Source organism: Herbidospora sp. NBRC 101105, assembly GCF_030269205.1.
In the GTDB taxonomy this organism is placed as follows: Bacteria; Actinomycetota; Actinomycetes; order Streptosporangiales; family Streptosporangiaceae; genus Herbidospora; species Herbidospora solisilvae.
In genome coordinates this window covers 245,443-264,414 of record NZ_BSSX01000006.1, presented here as the reverse complement: position 1 = coordinate 264,414, position 18,972 = coordinate 245,443, and the positions used below count along the sequence as shown (strand labels likewise).

Sequence of the window (18,972 nt, the reverse complement as noted above, 5' to 3'; positions counted from 1 at the left end):
CTCACCCCCTGGTCAGCGCGCCGACGCTGAGCAGGAACGCCCCGCCGTCGGGGCCGGTGCCCGCCTGGACCGACGCCTGGCGGCGGCCGTCGCTCGCGACCGTCCAGAACGAGAGTGTGGTGCCGCCGCAGGTCTGCCCGGCCGGGTCGAGCTTGGCGGTGTTGCCGCGCGCGGTCAGCCGCCACGCGCAGCCGTCGCCGGTGCGGGCCGTCAGGACGTCCCGCCGCCGGGTGAACGTCACAACCCCCTGCCGCGGCGCCTGCACCACCCGGTCCGGCGCGGTGTAGCGGGTGGTGACGATGTTCACCCGGGTCGCCGGGTCGGCCGGGTCGTACCGCCACGCGCCTGTGAACCGCGCCGCCGCGCCCGCCCTCGCCCTGGTCCGGCGGCCGTCGTCGAGGCGGAAGGAGTAGTCGCCGGTGGGCTGGTGGCTGACGGCCTCGATGGTCTCGCGCTCGCGGTCGCCCGACACGGTGACCGACCACCTCGTGATCGTGTACGCCGAGCCGATGACCCGGTTGAAGCAGTTCTGCGTCGGCGGGTCGAGCTCCAGCGAGGCGGGCCGGACCGCGAACGTCCAGGTGCAGCCCTGGTCGGTGCGGCCGGTGACCCCGTCGCCGGTGCGGGTGAAGACGATGTCGCCGATCTGCGGGACGTGGATCGGCGGGGTGGCCCCGATGACGGCGACGTTGCGCATGGTGGCGCGGTCGGGCTGGTCGTAGTTCCAGGTGCCGAGGTAGTCGTGGGGCCGGGGGGCGGGCGTCTGCGCCGGCACGCCCGTCGCGAGGACCAAGGACAACACGAGCGCCGGCGGCGCGAATGAGGAGATCATGGGGCCGGACTCTACGGACCGGCCCCGGCCCCGCTCATCGGCGCCGAGAGGTGTCGTGCGGTACTCCCCGCACCGTAGTTCAGGGAGTCGGCCGTGCACCGCCCGCACCGTCCAAAAAGACGATCTTGATGTGGTCACCGTACGCGCGGCGCACTCGATCACGGACGCGGACCGTTCCACGATGATCACGCAATGTCACTCAACGGAAGGACACCCGTGAAGAGGATCCTCCTCACCTCCGCGCTCGCCGCCGTCATCGCCGGCACCGCCGGGATGGCCCACGCCTCGGTGTACGTCGCCTACGAGGGCCCCGGCTTCTCGGGCCGGAGCGTCGCCCTCAGCGCGTGCGGCATCAACAACATCCCCTTCGGCGGCTCCTACAAGTGGTACGGCACCGGCCAGAGCGGCCGGATGTACAACCTGCCGAACGCCCAGGGCGTGGCCCACTTCACGCTCGACAGCAACCGCAACGCCGAGCAGATCACGCCGGTCGGCTGGAAGAGCGTCTTCATCGTGTGCTGACCGCCACCCGCCGGGCCGCCGTCGTCGGCGGCCCGGCGCGCCGACTCGGCAGGCGACTCAGTAGGCGACGATCACCTGCTCCTGGCGTCCGAGGCCGTCGATCTCCATCGTGACGACGTCGCCGACCTTCAGATAGGGGAAGCGGCCCGACAGCGCCACGCCCTCGGGGGTGCCGGTGCTGATCACGTCGCCCGGCATCAGCAGCATGTAGTGGCTCAGGTGGTGGATGATCTCGGCGACGGAGAACACCATGTCGGCGGTGCTGGAGTCCTGCCGGACCTCGCCGTTGACCCACGACCGCAACCGCAGCGCGGTCGGGTCGATCTCGGAGGCGGGCCGCAGCACCGGCCCGAGCGGGTTGAAGGTCTCGGCGCACTTGCCCTTCGACCACTGGCCGCCCGACTCCTCCAGCTGGAAGGCGCGCTCCGACAGGTCGTTCGACAGGGCGTACCCGGCGACGTAGCCGAGCGCCTCTGAGGGGTCGTTCAGGTAGCGCGGGGTGCCCTTCATGACGACGGCCAGCTCGACCTCCCAGTCGGTCTTGGCCGAGTTCGGCGGCAGGATCACGTCGTCGTCCGGGCCGACGACGCAGCCCGGGTGCTTCAGGAACACGATCGGGTAGGGCGGCGGCGCCGCGCCCGACTCGGCCGCGTGGGCGGCGTAGTTCATGCCGATGCACACCACGGCCGGCGGGCGCGCGACGGGCGGGCCGATCCGGCGTCCGGTGGTGTCGATCTCGGGCAGCTCTCCGGCGGCCAGCGCGGCGGCGGTGCGCTCGATGCCGTCGTCGGCCAGGAAGGGGCCGTCGATGTCGGCGGTGAGCGGCGTCAGGTCGTAGGCGCGGCCCCCCTCGCGGACGGCGGGGCGCTCGGACCCGGCGGGGCCGTGGCGGAAGAGTTCCATGGTGCGGTTCCTCACGAATCGTCCGGGAGATCGGTGCCCACCCTACCGACGCCGCCGGACTCCTTGATCATTCGCGCGGGCGGGCGTTGAGGCGGGCGGCCTGGCGGGTGAGGTGGTCGCGTTCGGGGAGGCTGGGGGCCTTGCGGGCGGCTTCGGCGTACATGCGGGCGGCGGTGGCGGGGTCGCCGGCGCGTTCGTGCAGGTAGGCCGCGGCGGCGGTGTGGCGGGGCAGGCCGGGGTCGAGCTCGGCGAGGGCGGCCAGGCCGGCCCGCGCGCCGTCGGCCTCGCCGACCGCGACGGCGCGGTTGAGGCGGGCCACCGGGTTGCCGGTGAGGCGCACCAGTTCGTCGTACCACTCGACGATCTGCACCCAGTCGGTCTCGGCGGCCGTCGGGGCGTCGGCGTGCAGGGCGGCGATGGCGGCCTGGGCCTGGAACTCGCCGAGCCGGTCGCGGGCCAGGGCCGCCTGGAGGATGTCGACGCCTTCGGCGATCATGCGGGTGTCCCACCGGCCGCGGTCCTGCTCGGCCAGCGGCACCAGCCGGCCGTCGGGGGTGGTGCGGGCCGGGCGGCGGGCGTGGTGCAGCAGCATGAGCGCGAGCAGCCCGGCGACCTCCTCGTCCTTCGTCATGGCGGCGAGCTGGCGGGTGAGCCGGATCGCCTCGGCGGCCAGGTCGACGTCGCCCGAGTAGCCCTCGTTGAACACCAGGTAGAGCACCCGCAGCACCGTGGCGACGTCGCCGGGCCGGGTGAACCGCACGCCGGCCACGGTGCGTTTGGCCCGGCTGATGCGCTGCGCCATGGTCGACTCGGGCACGAGGTAGGCCTGCGCGATCTGCCGGGTGGTCAGCCCGCCGACCGCGCGCAGCGTCAGCGCGACGGCCGACGCGGGGGTCAGCGAGGGGTGCGCGCACAGGAAGTACAGGCGCAGCGTGTCGTCGGCCGACTCGGCCGGGCCGGGCTCCGGTTCGCTCTCGGCGCGCAGCTCCCGGTCGCGCCGGGAGGTCTCGGCGCGGGCGGCGTCGAGGAACTTGCGCCACGCCACCGTGATCAGCCACCCCTTGGGGTCGCGCACCTCCTGCGGCGCGCGCACGGCCTCGACCAGGGCGTCCTGGACGGCGTCCTCGGCCGCCGCGAAGTCGGCCCCGCGGCGGACGAGCACGCCGATCACCGCGGGCACCAGCTCCCTCAGCAGCGTCTCGTTCAATCGAACATCGTGGAGTGCAGGGTGAGGAACGGGCGCACCTCCAGCCACTCGTGGATCGGCCGGCCGCCCGCGCCGGGGGCGGCGGACAGTTCGGCGGCCAGTTCGTAGGCGCGTTCGCGCGACTCGACGTCGATCACCATCCACCCGGCGATGAGGTCTTTGGTCTCGGCGAACGGGCCGTCGACGACCGGCGGCCGCCCCTCGCCGTCGTAGCGGACGAACGCCCCCTCGGGTGCGATGCCCTGGCTGTCGACGAACTCGCCGGTGCCCTCCAGCCGGGCGGCGAAGTCGGCCATGTAACGGACGTGGGCGGCGACCTCCTCGGGCGTCCACTGGTCCATCGGCACGTCGTTGACCGGCGCGGGCGCGCCCCGGTAGTGCTTCAGCAGCAGATACTTGGCCATCTTTCCTCTCCTTCCCGGTCAGCCGAGCCGCTCGGCCAGGGCGACGATGATGCCCTCGGGCCCCCGGAGGTAGCAGAGCCGGTAACTGTCCTCGTAGCGCACCACGTCGCCGACGAGCGTGGCGCCGTGCGCGCCCAGCCGGGCGACGACGTCGTCGATGCCCTCGACGGCGAACATGACGCGGTGCAGGCCCCGGGTGTTGGGCGGCACGGTGCCCGGATCGGGGCCGACCGCCGCGGGGGCGTGGTACTTCGTCAGCTCCAGCCTGCCGTGGCCGTCGGGGGTCCGCATCATCGCGATGTCGCTGCGGACACCCTCAAGCCCGACGGTACGGTCGGCGAACCCCCCTTCGATGCGCGCCCGCCCCTCCACGTCCATGCCGAGCTCCACGAAGAACGCGACGGCGGCCTCCAGGTCCTCGACGACGATGGCGACGTTGTCCATGCGTGTGATCGTCACGGTGGTTCTCCTTCGTCTCTGGTGAACCGGGGACGGAGCCGCCGCCGCGTTCTCGACATCGGGCGCGGAGATTTTTCTCAGACGCTCCGCAACACCGACACGACGATGCCCAGCACCACCGCGTCGTCGCCGTCGATGTCGGCGTAGGCGGGGTTGCGCGGTTCGAGCACGACGTGCCCGCCGCGCCGCCGGAACACCTTGACGGTCGCCTCGCCGTCGATCATCGCGGCGACGATCTGCCCCGAATGGGCCTCGGGCTGCTGCCGCACCACGACGATGTCGCCGTCGCAGATGGCCGCGTCGACCATCGAGTCGCCCCGCACGCGCAGCCCGAAGACGGTGCCCCGGCCGGTCAGGTCGCGCGGCAGGGTCAGCGCGTCGTCGACGTACTGCTCGGCCGGGATGGGCACCCCCGCGGCGATGTCACCCACGACGGGCACGCTGACCAGGTCGGCGGCCGGTCGAGCCGCTGGTCCGCGCAGGAACGCCCGCACGTCCATCGGCCGGCTCATCGCGGTGCCCCGGCGCAGGAACCCCAGCTCCTCCAGGCTCCGCAGGTGCCGCGACACGGCGGACGCCGAACGCAGGCCGACCGCGTCGCCGATCTCCCGGGTGCTCGGCGGATATCCGTGCCGGACCACCCAGTCGTGGATCACGGCCAGGATCCGCTGCTGCCGCGGCGGCAGGGCCGAGGTGTCGAGGTGCTCGAACAGGTCGTCGTCGTAGGCGGTCACCTGCGACATCGTAGGTGCCGGAGGACCGGAAGCGGGTCAGGTCACGGCGACGATCGCCGCCTCCACCAGGGTTCCGTCTTCGACGCGCAGCAGCCCGAGGGTGCCGTGGGGCTGGCGGCGCTTGTCGGTGGGCGAGCCGGGGTTGAAGATGCGGAACCCGCCGGAGGACTCGTCCAGGGGAATGTGGGAGTGGCCGAACACGACCAGGTCGGCGTCGGGGAACCGGGCCCGCATCCGGGCCAGCCGCCCCTTGGCCGGCCCGCTGTCGTGGATCATCGCCACACGGAGGCCGCCGAGGTCCAGCTCCAGCGTCTCGGGGGCGTGGACGTCGGGCCCGTCGTTGTTGCCCTTGACGGCGTGGACGGGCGCGTAGGCGGCGAGCTCGTCCAGGACCCCGCCGACGCACACGTCACCGGCGTGCAGGATGAGGTCGGCGCCCCGCAGCTGGTCGGCCACACGCGGCGGGCACGCCTTCCAGAACCGGGGGGCGTGCGTGTCGGACAGTACGACGATCTTCATGTCTCCAGCATGGCCGGTTCGACGTGCCGCAGGTCGTAGGGAAACAGGTCGTCACCCGGATCGGTCACGGTGCCGCACCGATGGCGGACGAGCTCGACCTCCGCCTGGTCGGCGGGTCGTTCGGTCCCGTCGACGTTGTAGTGGAACCGCCCGTCGGCCAGGTAGTCGCGGCGCGCGTCGGTCCGCCACTGCGAGTTGTGTCCCCAGCCGTGGGAGAGGTCGCAGGCGGGCCGGTGGCGGCGGTGATGGGTCCAGTAGACGGCCGACCGGTCGGCGACCCCGGCGACCAGGTGCCGCTCCCCGGCGGTGACGACCACTCCGGCGCGGGCCAGCAGCAACGTCCCGACCATGAAGCCGGGCCAGCGTTCCGCGACGATCGACGGCGGTTCGCCGGGGTCATGGGCCTGCCGGACCTCGGCGACCTCGTGGAAGAACGGGTGGAAGGCCTTGCGGTCGACGCGGTCGGCGCCCAGGGCGGCGCAGAACGCGGGATAGGCCTCGGGGTGGTCGGCGATGAGCAGGTCGAGGACGCGTCCCAGGGCGTAGAGCCGCTGCAGGGGATCGTGTCCCGGCCGGGTCCGATGGGCGCCCGGCCGGCCGAGCTCCCGAATCTCGGCCACCAGGTCGGGGTGCGCGGCGAGCCACGGCCGCAGGACCTCGGGCGAGTCGTGGAGGGACTCGTACAGGGAACGCCAGGTCATTCAGTCGTCCACGACCTCGCCGCGCACCACGTTCTCCTTCGGCCGGGGCTGGTCGTGGTGGGAGTCGTGCCGGGGCATGGCGGAGATGAAGGGGGCGTAGGGGGACCGGGCGGCCATCGACTTGACCCGGCGGCCCAGGAACCAGGTCGCCAGCCGGCGGGCGAACGGGCGGGTGAAGGGCAGGATCATGGCGAAGCCGAAGACGTCGGTGATGAAGCCGGGGGTCAGCAGCAGCGCGCCGCCCGCCACGATCAGGGCGCCGTCGGCGAGTTCCCTGTCGGGCATGCGGCCCGACTCGATCGCCTTCTGCAGCGCGGCCCAGGCCCGGCGGCCCTCCCGCCGCACCAGCCAGCCGCCGAGCAGGCTGTCGGCGATCAGCAGCGCGACCGTGGTCCAGCCGCCGATGACCTCACCGATCTGGATCAGCAGCCAGATCTCCAGCACCGGCACCACGAGAAACGCCAGGAACAGCCCGATTCGCAGCATCCGCCACACCTCCACACGCGAGCCTACGAGGGTTGGAACGCCTGCGCGCGCGGGGCGGGTTCCCGTTAACGCCGACGGCGAAACCGCTCGGGGATTCCGGTCACGCCCCACACGCTGATGCGCCACAACGCCTCGGTCATGACGTCGCGGCTCATCTTGCTCTGCCCGACGGCCCGGTCGACGAAGGTGATCGGCACCTCGGTGATGCGCAGCCCTTCGCGGACCGTGCGCAGGGTCAGGTCGACCTGGAAGCAGTAGCCCTGGGACTGCACGCCCTCGATGCCGATCTTGCGCAGGGTGGTGGCCCGGTAGGCGCGGAAGCCCGCGGTCGCGTCGCGGACCGGCATGCCGAGCATGATCCGCGTGTACGTGTTGGCGCCCCGCGACAGGAACTCCCGGGAGGTCGGCCAGTTGATGACCTTCCCGCCCGGCACCCACCGCGACCCGATCGCCAGGTCGGCGCCGGCCTCCACGGCGGCGAGCAGCTTGTGCAGCTCCTCGGGCTGGTGGGACCCGTCGGCGTCGATCTCCACGAGCACGTCGTAGCCGCGTTCGAGGCCCCACTGGAAGCCGGCGATGTAGGCGGCGCCCAGGCCCTGCTTGCCGGGCCGGTGGAGGACGTGGACGTGGTCGTCGCGCTCGGCCAGCTCGTCGGCGATCTTGCCGGTGCCGTCGGGGCTGTTGTCGTCGGCGACCAGCAGGTCGACGTCGGGCAGCGCCGAGCGGAGCCGCTCGACGATGCGCGGCAGGTTGTCACGCTCGTTGTAGGTGGGAACGATCACGAGCACGCGCCCAAGCATCCGGTCCATCGGCTCCTCCTAGTGATCTTCGAAGTCCCGCCGGGCCCGCCGCGCGGCGACCGCCGCGACGACGGCCGCACCCGATCCCGCCACCATCAAAATGATCTCGGGCAGAACACCTACCCGGGTCGCCAGGGTGTCACGCGTGCGCACCTGCGCGGTCACCACGGCGCTCGCCGCCACCAGTTCGGGTGTCTCCCACAGGATGCGCCCGTCGGGGGCGACGTGGGCCGAGACGCCGGTCGTCGCGACCGGGATGACCGCGCGGTTGTGCTCCACCGCCCGGACGCGCGACATGGCGAGCTGCTGGGGCGGCAGGTTCGACTGCTCGTAGGTGGCGTTGTTGGTCTGCACCACCAGGGGCGAGCCGCCCGCGCGGACGGTGCCGTTGACGATCGTGTCGAAGGCGACCTCGTAGCAGCTCACCGCGCCGAGGGTGACAGGGCCGGCCTTCAGGTCGCCCGGCTTCTCACCGGGGACGGACTGCCGCCCGACCAGGCCGGCCCGCTCGAACAGGGCCAGGACCAGGTCCTTGTACGGGGTGAACTCCCCGAACGGCACCAGCTTCTGCTTGTCGTAGTAGACGCCCGGCCCGGTGACCGGGTCCCACACGATGCTGCGGGTGGCCCGGGCGTCGTCGCCGAGGATCACCACGGCCCCCACGAGCACCGGCACGCCGACGTCCTTCACCGCGGCGTCGATGATCGCGTAGGCGGCGGGGTCGCGGAAGGGGTCGATGTCGGTGGAGTTCTCGGGCCAGACCACCACGTCGGGCCTGGGGTACTTCCCGGCCCGGACGGCCTCGGCCAGCCGGTGGGTCTCCTCGGCGTGGTTCTTCAGCACGACGGCGGGCTCGCCTCCGTGGAACCCCAGCTTGTCGCTGCGGGGCACACTGCCCTGGATCACCCCGATGTTCACCGTCTTGCCCTCGTCGCCGTGGAGGGGGACGAGCATCCCCACCACCGGTAGGGCTACCACCCCGGCCGCCGTCCACGCGACCACACGCTCGCGGTAGTCGCGGGTGAACAGGTGAACGGCCAGGTAGGCGAGCAGGCAACCGGTCAGGGCGACGGTGAAACTTACAAACGGGGCGCCGAAGAGGGAGGCGTACTTCAGGTAGGGCGCGGTGCCCTGGCTGAAGACCAGGCGGGCCCACGGGAAGCCGCCCATCGGGAAGGTGCTGCGGGCCCACTCCTGGAGCACCCACAGGCACGCCGCCCAGAGGGGCCACAGGCGCAACCGGACCACCAGGGCCACCAGCAGGCCCTGGGCGGCCCAGAAAGCGCTCTCAATGGCGACCAGGGCCACCCAGGCGTCGTCGCCGATGGGCCGCACCCACGCCATGGCGGGGAACAGGAACGCCAGCCCGCCCAGGAACCCGAGCCACAGGGCGCGGCGGGGGCGGACGCCGTACACGGAGAGGACCACGGGGGCGACGCCGACGGGGGCGCAGAACCACCAGCCGAGCGGCGGGAAGGCCAGGAAGATCAGCAGGCCGCCGGCGACGGCGAGACCGGCGCGGGCCCACACGGGCGGGGCGAACGCCGGGGCGGTCGACCGCGGGGTCGCCGTTGCGAGCACGCGTCTCCTTTGACCAGACCGAATGAAGGGCTGGTCGGAACGGTACCGCGCCGGACGGCAGGCCCCAAAACAGGCACTTGAAGATCCCAGGGAACTCACAGCAATGGTCCTTGAGTTCTCCTGTGGCCACAGGAGAACTCAAGGACCATCCGGCTACGCACAGGGCACGGGTGCCACGTGCCCAGGCCCATCTCACGAGACGGTTCGGAGCCCTGAGCGCCCTTCGGACCGGTTCCGTCCCGTCGGCGGCGGGCGCGGAGTTCCGTTGTCTACTGGGCGCCGGGACCCCTCCCGGGTCCAACCCCCCACCCGGTTGTGGTGCCCCGGCCCGACAAAAGCGCCGGCGCCGCGCCTGGCTGAGCTACGGAGCGTCCCGAATGTGGGGCGACGCTCCGTCACGGACGCGGAATCCGACGATGTCTGAAGACGGCCAACCGGTCAGTCCCGTGCTGGACTCCGCAGCAAACTACCGACCTGAGCGCAGATGTCAACCAGCTCCCCAGCAGCGGGAACGCCAAGTTTTCGCAGGTGGGACAGGATGGTACAAGCGCCGCTATCGGAGGCCGGCCAGCACCTCGGGCAACGGGCCGGTGTGGACCACGCAAAGCCGCCGGGTCGCCCTGGTCAGGGCCACGTAAAGGTCGCTCGCGCCGCGCGGCGACTCGGCCAGGATCCGGGCCGGCTCGACCACGACGACGGCGTCGAACTCCAGGCCCTTGGCCTCGGTCACCGACAGCACCGCCACCTCGGCGTCGAGCGCCTCGGGGCCGGTCATCCGGGACAGGCCGACGTCGAGGCCGTCGGGGACGATCACGACCAGCCGGCCGTCGGCCACCTTCTGCCGCTCGATGATCTCCGGCAGGTCTCCGACCAGGTCGTCGGTCTGCACCGCGGTGGGCTTCTCGCCGCTCTCGCGGACCGATTCGGGGGCCTTCAGCGAGGGGTCGACGAGGGTGAGCACGTCGGCCGCGACGGCCATCAGCTCGGCCGGGGTGCGGTAGTTGACGGTCAGCCGCGACTCGCGCCAGCGGCCCTGGACGTAGGGGTCGAGCACGCTCTTCCAGCTCGGCGCGCCGGCCGCCGAACCGGTCTGGGCGATGTCGCCCACAATCGTCATCGACCGCGACGGGCAGCGGCGCATCAGCGTGCGCCAGGCCATCGCCGACAGCTCCTGGGCCTCGTCGACGATCACGTGGCCGAAGGCCCAGGTGCGGTCGCGGGCGGCGCGCTCGGCCGTTGTGAGATATCCCTCTTCTTCCTGCTGCCGCTCGGCGAAGCGCTCGGCGTCCATGATGTCGGCCAGGCCGGTCATCTCCAGGACCTCGCGGGCGTAGGCGAGCTGCTGCTCGCGCTCCTCCTCGGCGCGGCGGGCGGCCCGCAGCACGCCCTCGTCGATGTCGCCGAGCAGTTCGGCGGCCTCGTCGAGCAGCGGCACGTCGGCCTCGCTCCACCAGCGCTCGCCCTTGCGCGGCGGCTCGCGCAGCAGCAGCGCGGCCTCGGCCGGGGTGAACCCGGCGGCGGTCATGCGGTCGGCCGAGGTGAACAGGCCGATGAGGAGCTGCTGGGGCGTCAGGTAGGGCCACAGCCGGTTGAGCGCTGCCTTCACCGGCTCCTCGGTGCGCAGATCCTCCCGCAGGTCGGCGAAGTCCTCGTCGGACAACACGCCGCGGCCCAGGTGGCGGGCGGCCTGCTTGGTCAGCGTGTTCAGCAGGTGGCGCACGAACACCGAGCGGGCCTGGTTGTGCGGGCGGCGCGACTTGGCCGCCCGGTTGCGGGCCGCCTCGAAGCTCTGCCGGTCGAGCCGCAGCGTGTAGCGGTCGAGCCGGATGTCGACCGGCTTGGCCGGCATGCGCTGGCGGTCGGCGATGGCGCGGGCCAGCACGTCGGCCATCCGCAGCCCGCCCTTGAGCGCCGCCGCGGCCGCCGGTTCGGGCCGGGTGGCGGTCACCCCGGGGAACAGCTCCCCCACGGTCGACAGCAGCACGTCGGTCTCGCCCAGCGACGGCAGGACCTGCTCGATGTAGCGCAGGAACGTGAGGTTCGGCCCGACGATGAGCACCCCGCGGCGTTCGAGCCTCTCCCTGTACGTGTAGAGCAGGTAGGCCGCCCGGTGCAGCGCGACCACGGTCTTGCCGGTGCCGGGCCCGCCCTGCACGACCAGCACGCCCGACAGGTCGCCCCGGATGATGCGGTCCTGTTCGGCCTGGATGGTGGCCACGATGTCGCGCATGCGGCCGGTCCGGGTCTCCGAGAGCGCGGCCAGCAGGGCGGCCTCGCCGTTGAGGGTGGCGCGGTCGTCGGCGCTGAGGCCGTCGAGGTCGAGCAGGTCGTCGTCGACCGAGACGACCTCGCGGCCCTTGATGTGCAGGTGGCGGCGGCGGGTCACGCCCATCGGCGCGGCCGGGGTGGCGCGGTAGAACGGCTGGGCGACCGGGGCCCGCCAGTCGATCAGCAGCCGGTGCTGCTCGTCGTCGGTCAGCCCGATGCGGCCGATGTAGAAGCGGGTCTCCTCGGCGCTCCCGTCCTCACCACCGGGCGCCAGGTCGAGCCGGCCGAAGCAGAGCCCGCGCTCGACGGCCCACAACCGGGCCAGGCGCTGGGAGTACATGACGGCGAAGTTGTCGCGTTCCGACCGGTTCTGGTGGGTGCCGAACGCGCCCTGGGCGAGCACGCCGTCGAGCTGCGCGCGGGTGCGCACCCGCAACTGGTCGAGCCGGTCGTAGAGGCCGGCGACGTAGTCGCGTTCACGGGTCAGCTCGGGCGCGGATGACTGTGGCATAGGCCGATAGATTCTACGCGTCCCCCCGAGCCTGCCGGTCACGATGCGGTGTCGGCCCCTTGACTCGTTTGGAAGGTTTCTTTACTTTCTCCAAAGTGAGCCAGCCGACTCCCGGAACCCCCAGCCTGCTGCGGGCCATCAACGACCGCGCGGCGCTGCGGGTCCTCCTCGACCGGGGTCCGCTGACCCGGCCCGAACTGGGCGCCCTGACGGGCCTGTCCAAGCCGACCGCCTCCCAGCTGCTGCTGCGCCTCCAGGAGGCCGGTCTGGTCGTGCTCGACGGCATCCGCGAGGGCCTGCCGGGCCGGACCGCCGAGCTCTACCGCATCAACGCCGGGGCGGCCCACGTCGCGGCCCTCGACGTGACCCGCGACCGGATCGAGGTCGCCGTGGCCGACCTGACCGGCACGGTCGTCGGCACGTCCGTGCTCCCGACGCCCGGCCGGGCCGGGGGCGACGTGGTGGAGCGGGTGCGCACCGCCCTGGCCGAGGCCTGGCCCCACCCGGTCAACCGCGTGGTGATCGGCATCCAGGGCGCCGTCGACCCGTCCACGGGCCGCCTCGGGTACGCCGCCCACATCCCGGGCTGGCACATCCCCGACCTCGTCCCGACCCTGTCCGGCGGCGTCGGCACGCCCGTCGACGTGGAGAACGACGTCAACCTCGTCGCGCTGGCCGAACGCGCTCACGGCGGGCACCGCGACTTCGTGCTGCTGTGGGTCGACTCGGGCATCGGCTCGGCGATCGTGCTGGGCGACCGGCTGCACCGGGGCGCCACCGGCGGCGCGGGCGAGGTGGGCTACATGCCGGCCGTCGGCGCGCCGACCGCGCGTGACGTCGGCAAGCGGGTCGACCACGGTTTCCAGGCGCTGGCCGGAGGCCAGGCGGTGCTGCGGCTGCTGCGGGCGCGCGGGATCCGTGGAACGTCCGCGGCCGAGGCGGTGGAGCGTGCCGTACGGCTCGCCGAGGAGGGCGGCAGGCGGGCCGGGGAGGCGGCCGAGGGGCTGCGGGAGATCGCCCGGCGGCTCGCCACGGGGCTGGCCGCCATCACCAGCGTGCTCGACCCCGAGGTCATCGTGCTGGCCGGCGGGATGCCGATGGCCGGCGGCGAGACGCTGCGGGCGCTGACCGAACGCGAACTGCACGCCCTCACGCTGCCCCGGCCGCCGCTGCGGCTGTCGGCCGTCGAGGGCAACCCGGTGCTGGCCGGGGCGCTGCACCTGGGGCTCGACGTGGTCCGGGACGAGGTCTTCGGATCGAAACTACAAGGAGGATGAGTGAAACTCGCCGTTGTCGGGGGCGGCTCGACGTACACACCAGAGCTGATCGACGGCTTCGCGCGGCTGCGCGAGGAGCTGCCGCTGAGTGAGATCGCCCTGGTCGACCCGGACGCCCACCGGTTGTCCCTGGTCGCCGGGATGGCCCGCCGCATGCTGGCCCGCGCCGGGCACCCGGCCGCGGTGACCGAGCACGCGTCGGTCGGGCCGGGCGTCGAGGGGGCCGGCGCGGTGCTCCTGCAGCTGCGCGTGGGCGGCCAGGCGGCGCGCGACGTCGACGAGACGCTGCCGTTGGAGTGCGGCTGCGTCGGCCAGGAGACCACCGGCGCGGGCGGCCTGGCCAAGGCGCTGCGGACCGTTCCGGTGGTGCTGGAGATCGCCGAGAAGGTGCGCCGCCGCGCGCCCGGCGCGTGGATCGTCGACTTCACCAACCCGGTCGGCATCGTGACGCGGGCCCTGCTCGACGAGGGCCACCGGGCCATCGGCCTGTGCAACGTGGCCATCGGCATGCAGCGCCGCTTCGCCGCGCTCCTCGACGTGCCGTGGCAGTCGATCGGGCTCGGCCACGTCGGGCTGAACCACCTGACGTGGGAACGGTCGGTGACCGTCGACGGGCGGGAGGTGCTGCCCGCGCTGCTGGAGGAGCACGCCTCCTCGATCGCGGCCGAGGTCGGGCTGCCCGAGTGGATCCTGCGCGACCTGGGCGTCGTGCCGTCCTACTACCTGCGCTACTTCTACGAGCACGACAACGTGGTCGAGGAGCAGCGGGTCAAACCGTCGCGGGCGGCCGAGGTGGCCGCGATGGAGCAGACCCTGCTCGGCATCTACGCCGACCCCGCCAGCGACACCAAGCCCGAACTGCTCGGCAAGCGGGGCGGCGCCTACTACTCCGAGGCCGCGGTCGCGCTGATCGCCTCGCTGGCCGGCGACCGGGGCGACGTGCAGGTGGTGAACGCCCGCAACGGAGGCACCCTGCCGTTCCTGCCGCCCGAGGCGGTCATCGAGGTGCCCGCCGTGATCGGCGCGTCCGGCGCCGCGCCGCTGCCGGTGCCCGCCGTCGAGCCGCTCTACCGGGGGCTGATCGCGAACGTGTCGGCGTACGAGGAACTGGCCCTGGACGCGGCCAGGAACGGCGGGGAACGCCGCGTGCGGGACGCGCTGCTCGCCCACCCGCTCGTCGGCCAGGCCGACCTGGCGACGGGCCTGGCGACCCGGCTCATCGCGGCCAACCGCGCGCACCTGCCCTGGGCCGTTTGATGCGGACCATCCTGGCGATCGACGGCGGCAACAGCAAGACCGACATCGTGCTGGTCGGCGAGGACGGCGCCGTGCTCGGCACCTGGCGGGGCGGCCCGTTCACCCCGCAGAGCAGCGGCGTCGTCCCGGCGGTCGACGTGATCGAGAACGCCCTCGGCGGGCCCGGCCCGCGCGCCGACCACGTCTTCGCCTACGTCGCCGGAGCCGACCTGCCCATCGAGGAGGTCCGGCTGCGCGACGAGATGGCCCGCCGCGGCCTCGCCCCGCAGATCGTCGTCGGCAACGACACCTTCGCCCTGCTCCGAGCGGGCGCGAGCGGCCCGTGGGGCGCGGCGGTGGTGTGCGGCGCCGGGATCAACGCGGTGGCGGTCGCCCCCGACGGCCGGGTGGCCCGCTTCCCCGCGCTCGGCCGCATCTCCGGCGACTGGGGCGGCGGCGGAGGCCTGGCCGAGGAGGCGTTGTGGCACGCGGCCAGGGCCGAGGACGGCCGGGGACCCGCCAGCGAGCTGGCCGCGACGGTCTGCCGCGTCTTCGGCGCCGCGACGGTCGAGGAGGTGGTGATCGCCCTGCACTTCGGCGAACTCCCCTACGAGCGCCTGCACGACCTGGTCGCCCCGCTGCTGGAGACCGCGCGCGGCGGCGACCCGGTCGCCCGCTCGGTGGTGGTCCGGCTGGCCGACGAGGTCGCCGTGCTCGGCGTGGTCGCCATGCGCCGCATCGGCCTGCTCGACGTGCCGTGTGAGGTGGTGCTCGGCGGCGGCGTGCTGACCGCCCGCGACCCGCTGCTGACCACGCTGGTCGAGGAGCGGTACGCCGCCCAGGCCCCGCACGCCAAGCTCGTCGTCGCCGACGTCCCCCCGATCGTCGGCGCGGCCTTCAAGGGCCTGGACGCCCTCGGCGCGGACCCCGAGGCCTACGACCGGGTCAGGACGGCCTTCGAGACGGCGTTCTAGACCGCGTTCTAGACGGCGGGAGGCCGGTAGTCGAAGGGGGTGGAGAGCACGACCGTGGTCCGGGTCGACACGTTGGCGGCGGCCCGGATCTGGTTGAGCAGCTCCTCGAGGTCGAGCGGCGAGCCGACCCGGACCTTGAGGATGTAGCTCTCGTCACCGGCCACGCTGTGGCACGACTCGATGGCGGCCAGATGGCGCAGCCGGTCGGGCGCGTCGTCGGCGGCGGCCGGGTCGATCGGCTTGATCGACACGAAGGCGGTCAGCGGCAGCCCGACCTCGTCGAAGTCGACCAGCGCGGCGTATCCCTTGATCACGCCGCGTTTCTCCAGCCGTCGCACCCGTTGATGGACCGCCGACACCGAGAGCCCGGTCTCCTTGGCCAGATCGGTGAAACTCATCCGCCCGTCGGCCGCCAGCAACGCGACAATCCGCCTGTCGATCTCCTCCATCCCGCAAACGGTACGGCAATCAGACGATCACCAGATCCCGCGTCGTGTTGTTCAGCCGGGAGACCCCGTCGTCGGTGCAGATGACGATGTCCTCGATGCGGGCGCCGTGGGCGCCCGGCAGGTAGATGCCGGGTTCCACCGAGAACGCCATGCCGGGCGCGAGCACCTCGTCGTTTCCCGCCACGATGTAGGGGTCCTCGTGGGACTCCAGGCCGATGCCGTGGCCGGTCCGGTGGACGAACAGGTCGCCGTAACCGGCCTCCGCGATCACCTCGCGGGCCGCCGCGTCGATCGACTCGCAGGTCACGCCGGGACGGACGGCCGCGCAGGCGGCGTCCTGGGCCGCGCGCAGCACCTCGAAGTAGCGGGCGTAGTCGGCCGGGGGCTCGCCCACGCAGTAGTTGCGGGTGGAGTCGGAGCAGTAGCCGCTGGCCATCGTGCCGCCGATGTCGACCACCACCGGCTCGCCGGCCCGGATCACCCGGTCGGACACGTCGTGGTGGGGCGAGGCGCCGTTGGGGCCCGAGGCGACGATGACGAAGTCGATCGTGACGTGGCCCGCACTGAGGATCGCGTCGGCGATGTCGCGGCCGACCTCGCGCTCGGTGCGGCCGGCCTTCAGCAGCGAGGGCACCAGCGCGTGGACCGCGTCGATCGCCGCCCCGGCCTCGGCCAGCGCCGCCGCCTCGGCGGCCGACTTGCGCATCCGCAGGTCGCGCAGCACCGAGGAGGCGAGCCGCTGCTCGGCCCCCGGCAGGGCGTCGCGGAACCGCAACGACTGCATCGCCCACATGCGGTCGGCCAGCGCGACGCTGCCGACCTCGCCCAGCCGGCGGGCGACGACCGCGTAGGGGTCGTCGGTCTCGTCCCACGGCACGAACTCCACGCCCAGGCGGCCGGCCGGCGAGCTCTGCGCGGCGGGCAGCTCCAGGCGCGGCACCATCATGAAGGGGTCGCCGCCGTCGCCCGGCACGACCAGGCAGGTCAGCCGTTCGAGCGCGTGGGCGTCGTAACCGGACACGTAGCGCAGATCGGGGCCGGGGGTCAGCAGCAGGGCGCCCACCCCGGAGGCCGCGGTCGCCGATCGCACCAGGTCGAGGCGGTCGGCCGAAAACACGTCAAGGGACTCCGTTGTCACAGCGTCATACTAGAAGTGGCGTGGATCGGCGAAAAACCACGGCGACTTGTCTAGACCAATGCTACGCTCCGCACAGGGCCGTTCACGGCTCGTCCCCCATCCGTCCCTTCTCATCCCTTTGGACCATGCGTTTCCCGAGAGCGAGCCTCACCATGACCGGCACCGCCGGTGGCGAGCAGCCGCCCCACCCCTCCGTCGAGGAACCGTCCCTGGCCGGGGCCCACACCGCGGCCGACATGGTGGCCTCGATGCGAGAGCGGCTCGACCGCACCGAGGCGCGGCTCGCGGAACAACAGCAGCTCACCTACCTGCTGCGCGACGCGATCATGCCCGATCCCGGCGCCGACCTGGTCCTGCCCAGCGCCCGGATCGCCGTGCGCTGCGTGCCGATGGAGGAACGCCCGGTCGGCAGCCACCACCGGCAGGTCACGGGTGAGCCCGAGCAGCTGCTCAACGTGCTCGGCGGCGACTGGTGGGAGGCCAGCGGGCTGCCCGACGGGCGCGTTCTGCTCGCCGTCGGCGACGTGTCCGGCCACGGCGTCCCCGCGATCGCCCACATGGCCCAGCTCCGCCACGGCCTGGCCGCCCTGGCGATGACCGGCCAGGGCCCCGGCGCGATGCTCGGCTGGCTCAACACGCTCACCATGACCCGGCTCGACGACACCACCGCCACCGCCGTGGTCGGCCTGTTCGACCCCAAGACGCTGCGGTTCACCTGGGCCGGCGCCGGCCACCCGGTGCCGGTGCTGGTGCGCGGCGGCATCGCCCGGCCGATGGTCGCCCCGCCGGGCGTGCTGCTCGGCGCCACCCGCAAGCCCGCCTACGGCGTGGCCAAGGTGCAGCTGCGGCCCGGCGACGTGCTGGTGATGTTCACCGACGGGCTGATCGAGCGGCGCGACCGCGACATCGACGAGGGCCAGGCCCAGGTGCTGGCGGCGGCCGGTTCGCTGACCGTGGCCGACCTGCCCGACGGGGTCGACGCGATGCTGAAGACCGTCGGCGGGCCGAATCCGCGCGACGACACGTGCCTGCTCGCGGTGGGGGTGCTGGGAGCATAGACGGGTGCTGATGCTTCTCGACACCCCGTCGCTCTACTTCCGCGCCTTCTACGGCGTACCGGAGTCGATGACCGCCCCTGACGGCATGCCCGTCAACGCCGTCCGGGGCCTGATCGACATGATCGCCACGCTGGTGAAGACCCACTCCCCCACGCATCTGGTCGCGGCGATGGACGCCGACTGGCGGCCCGCGTTCCGGGTGGCGGCGATCCCCTCGTACAAGGCCCACCGGGTGGCCTCGGGCGACGAGGAGGAGATCCCCGACACGCTGGCCCCGCAGGTGCCGGTCATCGAGAAGGTGCTCGCCGCCGTGGGCATCGCCTCCTTCGGCGTCGAGGGGTACGAGGCCGACGACGTCATCGGCACCCTCGCGACGGCCGCCACGCAGCCGGTCGAGATCGTCACCGGCGACCGCGACCTGTTCCAGCTCGTCGACGACGAGAAGGGGCGCCGGGTCCTTTACACAGTAAGGGGGATTCGGAACCTGCAGACGGTCGACGAGGCCTGGGTCACCGCCAAGTACGGCATCCCCGGCCGCGCCTACGCCGACTTCGCGACGCTGCGGGGCGACCCCTCCGACGGGCTGCCCGGCGTGGCCGGGATCGGCGAGAAGACGGCCGCCTCGCTGATCACCCGGTTCGGCTCCCTCGACGCGCTGCTCGCCGCCGTCGGCGACGAGGGATTCCCGGCCGGGGCCCGCAACAAGCTGGAGGCCGCCCGCGACTACCTCGCGGTCGCGCCCGCCGTGGTGAAGGTGGCCCACGACGTGCCGATCCCCCGGGGGTCGTTCGAGGTCCCGGCCAAGCCCCACGACCCCGAGGCGCTCATCGCGCTGGCCGACCGCTACGGGCTCGACAGCCCGCTCAACCGGCTGCTCGCGGTGCTCGGGAAGAGCTGAGCCGCTACGTTGAGG

20 protein-coding genes are annotated in these 18,972 nt (G+C 72.9%); 6 read left to right on the top strand and 14 right to left on the bottom strand.

What is annotated here, in order from left to right:
* Window position 1 precedes the first annotated feature (1 nt).
* Window positions 2-832, bottom strand: coding sequence for a hypothetical protein (locus tag QSK34_RS24960; protein ID WP_285587179.1), 831 nt, complete (start codon window positions 830-832; stop codon window positions 2-4).
* 216 nt (window positions 833-1,048) lie between these two features.
* Between QSK34_RS24960 and QSK34_RS24955 the strand changes: the two genes are divergently transcribed.
* Window positions 1,049-1,354: a MiAMP1 family antimicrobial peptide gene (locus QSK34_RS24955; RefSeq protein ID WP_030452440.1), complete on the top strand. Its 306-nt coding sequence runs from the start codon at window positions 1,049-1,051 to the stop codon at window positions 1,352-1,354.
* Window positions 1,355-1,411: 57 nt separating this feature from the next.
* Here QSK34_RS24955 and QSK34_RS24950 read toward each other — a convergent pair whose 3' ends face one another.
* The 11 genes from QSK34_RS24950 to QSK34_RS24900 form a co-directional block, all read right to left on the bottom strand.
* Window positions 1,412-2,257 carry a fumarylacetoacetate hydrolase family protein gene (locus tag QSK34_RS24950; RefSeq protein ID WP_285587176.1) on the bottom strand — a complete coding sequence of 282 codons (846 nt, stop codon included), beginning with the start codon at window positions 2,255-2,257 and terminating at the stop codon, window positions 1,412-1,414.
* Between the two features lie 67 nt (window positions 2,258-2,324).
* Complete coding sequence (locus QSK34_RS24945; protein ID WP_285587174.1) at window positions 2,325-3,464, bottom strand: RNA polymerase sigma factor; 1,140 nt, start codon at window positions 3,462-3,464, stop codon at window positions 2,325-2,327.
* Window positions 3,461-3,868, bottom strand: a complete 408-nt coding sequence (locus QSK34_RS24940; RefSeq protein WP_285587172.1) for a YciI family protein — start codon at window positions 3,866-3,868, stop codon at window positions 3,461-3,463. The genes QSK34_RS24945 and QSK34_RS24940 overlap by 4 nt, the downstream gene beginning before the upstream one ends.
* A gap of 18 nt (window positions 3,869-3,886) precedes the next feature.
* Window positions 3,887-4,312 carry a VOC family protein gene (locus QSK34_RS24935; protein WP_285587797.1) on the bottom strand — a complete coding sequence of 142 codons (426 nt, stop codon included), beginning with the start codon at window positions 4,310-4,312 and terminating at the stop codon, window positions 3,887-3,889.
* Window positions 4,313-4,404: 92 nt separating this feature from the next.
* On the bottom strand, window positions 4,405-5,070 hold the full coding sequence (lexA, locus tag QSK34_RS24930; RefSeq protein WP_285587170.1) for a transcriptional repressor LexA: 666 nt from the start codon (window positions 5,068-5,070) through the stop codon (window positions 4,405-4,407).
* Window positions 5,071-5,097: 27 nt separating this feature from the next.
* The gene (locus QSK34_RS24925; protein WP_285587168.1) at window positions 5,098-5,580 is read right to left on the bottom strand and encodes a metallophosphoesterase family protein; all 483 of its coding nucleotides are present in this window, start codon (window positions 5,578-5,580) and stop codon (window positions 5,098-5,100) included.
* Entirely contained in the window at window positions 5,577-6,281 is a 705-nt protein-coding gene (locus QSK34_RS24920; RefSeq protein WP_285587165.1) for a hypothetical protein, read from the bottom strand. The genes QSK34_RS24925 and QSK34_RS24920 overlap by 4 nt, the downstream gene beginning before the upstream one ends.
* Window positions 6,282-6,767 carry an FxsA family protein gene (locus QSK34_RS24915; RefSeq protein WP_285587163.1) on the bottom strand — a complete coding sequence of 162 codons (486 nt, stop codon included), beginning with the start codon at window positions 6,765-6,767 and terminating at the stop codon, window positions 6,282-6,284. It lies immediately after the preceding gene.
* A gap of 65 nt (window positions 6,768-6,832) precedes the next feature.
* Entirely contained in the window at window positions 6,833-7,576 is a 744-nt protein-coding gene (locus QSK34_RS24910; protein ID WP_161483252.1) for a polyprenol monophosphomannose synthase, read from the bottom strand.
* Window positions 7,577-7,585: 9 nt separating this feature from the next.
* Window positions 7,586-9,148 (bottom strand): apolipoprotein N-acyltransferase, encoded by a 1,563-nt coding sequence (gene lnt, locus QSK34_RS24905; RefSeq protein ID WP_285587161.1) that lies wholly within the window; start codon window positions 9,146-9,148, stop codon window positions 7,586-7,588.
* 553 nt (window positions 9,149-9,701) lie between these two features.
* Window positions 9,702-11,927, bottom strand: a complete 2,226-nt coding sequence (locus QSK34_RS24900; protein WP_285587159.1) for a HelD family protein — start codon at window positions 11,925-11,927, stop codon at window positions 9,702-9,704.
* A gap of 95 nt (window positions 11,928-12,022) precedes the next feature.
* Here QSK34_RS24900 and QSK34_RS24895 point away from each other — a divergent pair, with 95 nt between their 5' ends.
* Genes QSK34_RS24895 through QSK34_RS24885 form a run of 3 tightly spaced genes read left to right on the top strand, consistent with a single transcriptional unit; the run spans window position 12,023 to window position 15,414 of the window.
* Window positions 12,023-13,204: an ROK family transcriptional regulator gene (locus QSK34_RS24895; RefSeq protein ID WP_285587157.1), complete on the top strand. Its 1,182-nt coding sequence runs from the start codon at window positions 12,023-12,025 to the stop codon at window positions 13,202-13,204.
* Window positions 13,205-14,461 carry a 6-phospho-beta-glucosidase gene (locus tag QSK34_RS24890; protein ID WP_285587154.1) on the top strand — a complete coding sequence of 419 codons (1,257 nt, stop codon included), beginning with the start codon at window positions 13,205-13,207 and terminating at the stop codon, window positions 14,459-14,461.
* Window positions 14,461-15,414, top strand: a complete 954-nt coding sequence (locus QSK34_RS24885; RefSeq protein WP_285587152.1) for an N-acetylglucosamine kinase — start codon at window positions 14,461-14,463, stop codon at window positions 15,412-15,414. The genes QSK34_RS24890 and QSK34_RS24885 overlap by 1 nt, the downstream gene beginning before the upstream one ends.
* 8 nt (window positions 15,415-15,422) lie before the next feature.
* On the opposite strand, the gene QSK34_RS24880 is transcribed toward QSK34_RS24885, so the two are convergent.
* Together QSK34_RS24880 and QSK34_RS24875 are read right to left on the bottom strand one after the other, a co-directional pair.
* Complete coding sequence (locus QSK34_RS24880) at window positions 15,423-15,863, bottom strand: Lrp/AsnC family transcriptional regulator (protein WP_161483247.1); 441 nt, start codon at window positions 15,861-15,863, stop codon at window positions 15,423-15,425.
* A 19-nt stretch (window positions 15,864-15,882) separates the two neighbouring features.
* Window positions 15,883-16,980, bottom strand: a complete 1,098-nt coding sequence (locus QSK34_RS24875; RefSeq protein WP_285587149.1) for a M24 family metallopeptidase — start codon at window positions 16,978-16,980, stop codon at window positions 15,883-15,885.
* A gap of 146 nt (window positions 16,981-17,126) precedes the next feature.
* Between QSK34_RS24875 and QSK34_RS24870 the strand changes: the two genes are divergently transcribed.
* Window positions 17,127-18,059 carry a PP2C family protein-serine/threonine phosphatase gene (locus QSK34_RS24870; protein WP_285587146.1) on the top strand — a complete coding sequence of 311 codons (933 nt, stop codon included), beginning with the start codon at window positions 17,127-17,129 and terminating at the stop codon, window positions 18,057-18,059.
* Between the two features lie 10 nt (window positions 18,060-18,069).
* Window positions 18,070-18,957 (top strand): 5'-3' exonuclease, encoded by an 888-nt coding sequence (locus QSK34_RS24865; protein ID WP_285587795.1) that lies wholly within the window; start codon window positions 18,070-18,072, stop codon window positions 18,955-18,957.
* The last annotated feature ends 15 nt before the right edge of the window (window positions 18,958-18,972 follow it).

Coding starts and splice junctions, on each gene's coding strand:
- QSK34_RS24925 (WP_285587168.1), bottom strand. CDS start 5,580: ATGAAGATCGTCGTACTGTCCGACACGCACGCCCCCCGGTTCTGGAAG.
- QSK34_RS24865 (WP_285587795.1), top strand. CDS start 18,070: ATGCTTCTCGACACCCCGTCGCTCTACTTCCGCGCCTTCTACGGCGTA.
- lexA (WP_285587170.1), bottom strand. CDS start 5,070: ATGTCGCAGGTGACCGCCTACGACGACGACCTGTTCGAGCACCTCGAC.
- QSK34_RS24940 (WP_285587172.1), bottom strand. CDS start 3,868: ATGGCCAAGTATCTGCTGCTGAAGCACTACCGGGGCGCGCCCGCGCCG.
- QSK34_RS24900 (WP_285587159.1), bottom strand. CDS start 11,927: ATGCCACAGTCATCCGCGCCCGAGCTGACCCGTGAACGCGACTACGTC.
- QSK34_RS24950 (WP_285587176.1), bottom strand. CDS start 2,257: ATGGAACTCTTCCGCCACGGCCCCGCCGGGTCCGAGCGCCCCGCCGTC.
- QSK34_RS24935 (WP_285587797.1), bottom strand. CDS start 4,312: ATGGACAACGTCGCCATCGTCGTCGAGGACCTGGAGGCCGCCGTCGCG.
- QSK34_RS24915 (WP_285587163.1), bottom strand. CDS start 6,767: ATGCTGCGAATCGGGCTGTTCCTGGCGTTTCTCGTGGTGCCGGTGCTG.
- QSK34_RS24960 (WP_285587179.1), bottom strand. CDS start 832: ATGATCTCCTCATTCGCGCCGCCGGCGCTCGTGTTGTCCTTGGTCCTC.
- QSK34_RS24910 (WP_161483252.1), bottom strand. CDS start 7,576: ATGGACCGGATGCTTGGGCGCGTGCTCGTGATCGTTCCCACCTACAAC.
- QSK34_RS24885 (WP_285587152.1), top strand. CDS start 14,461: ATGCGGACCATCCTGGCGATCGACGGCGGCAACAGCAAGACCGACATC.
- QSK34_RS24880 (WP_161483247.1), bottom strand. CDS start 15,863: ATGGAGGAGATCGACAGGCGGATTGTCGCGTTGCTGGCGGCCGACGGG.
- QSK34_RS24920 (WP_285587165.1), bottom strand. CDS start 6,281: ATGACCTGGCGTTCCCTGTACGAGTCCCTCCACGACTCGCCCGAGGTC.
- QSK34_RS24870 (WP_285587146.1), top strand. CDS start 17,127: ATGCGTTTCCCGAGAGCGAGCCTCACCATGACCGGCACCGCCGGTGGC.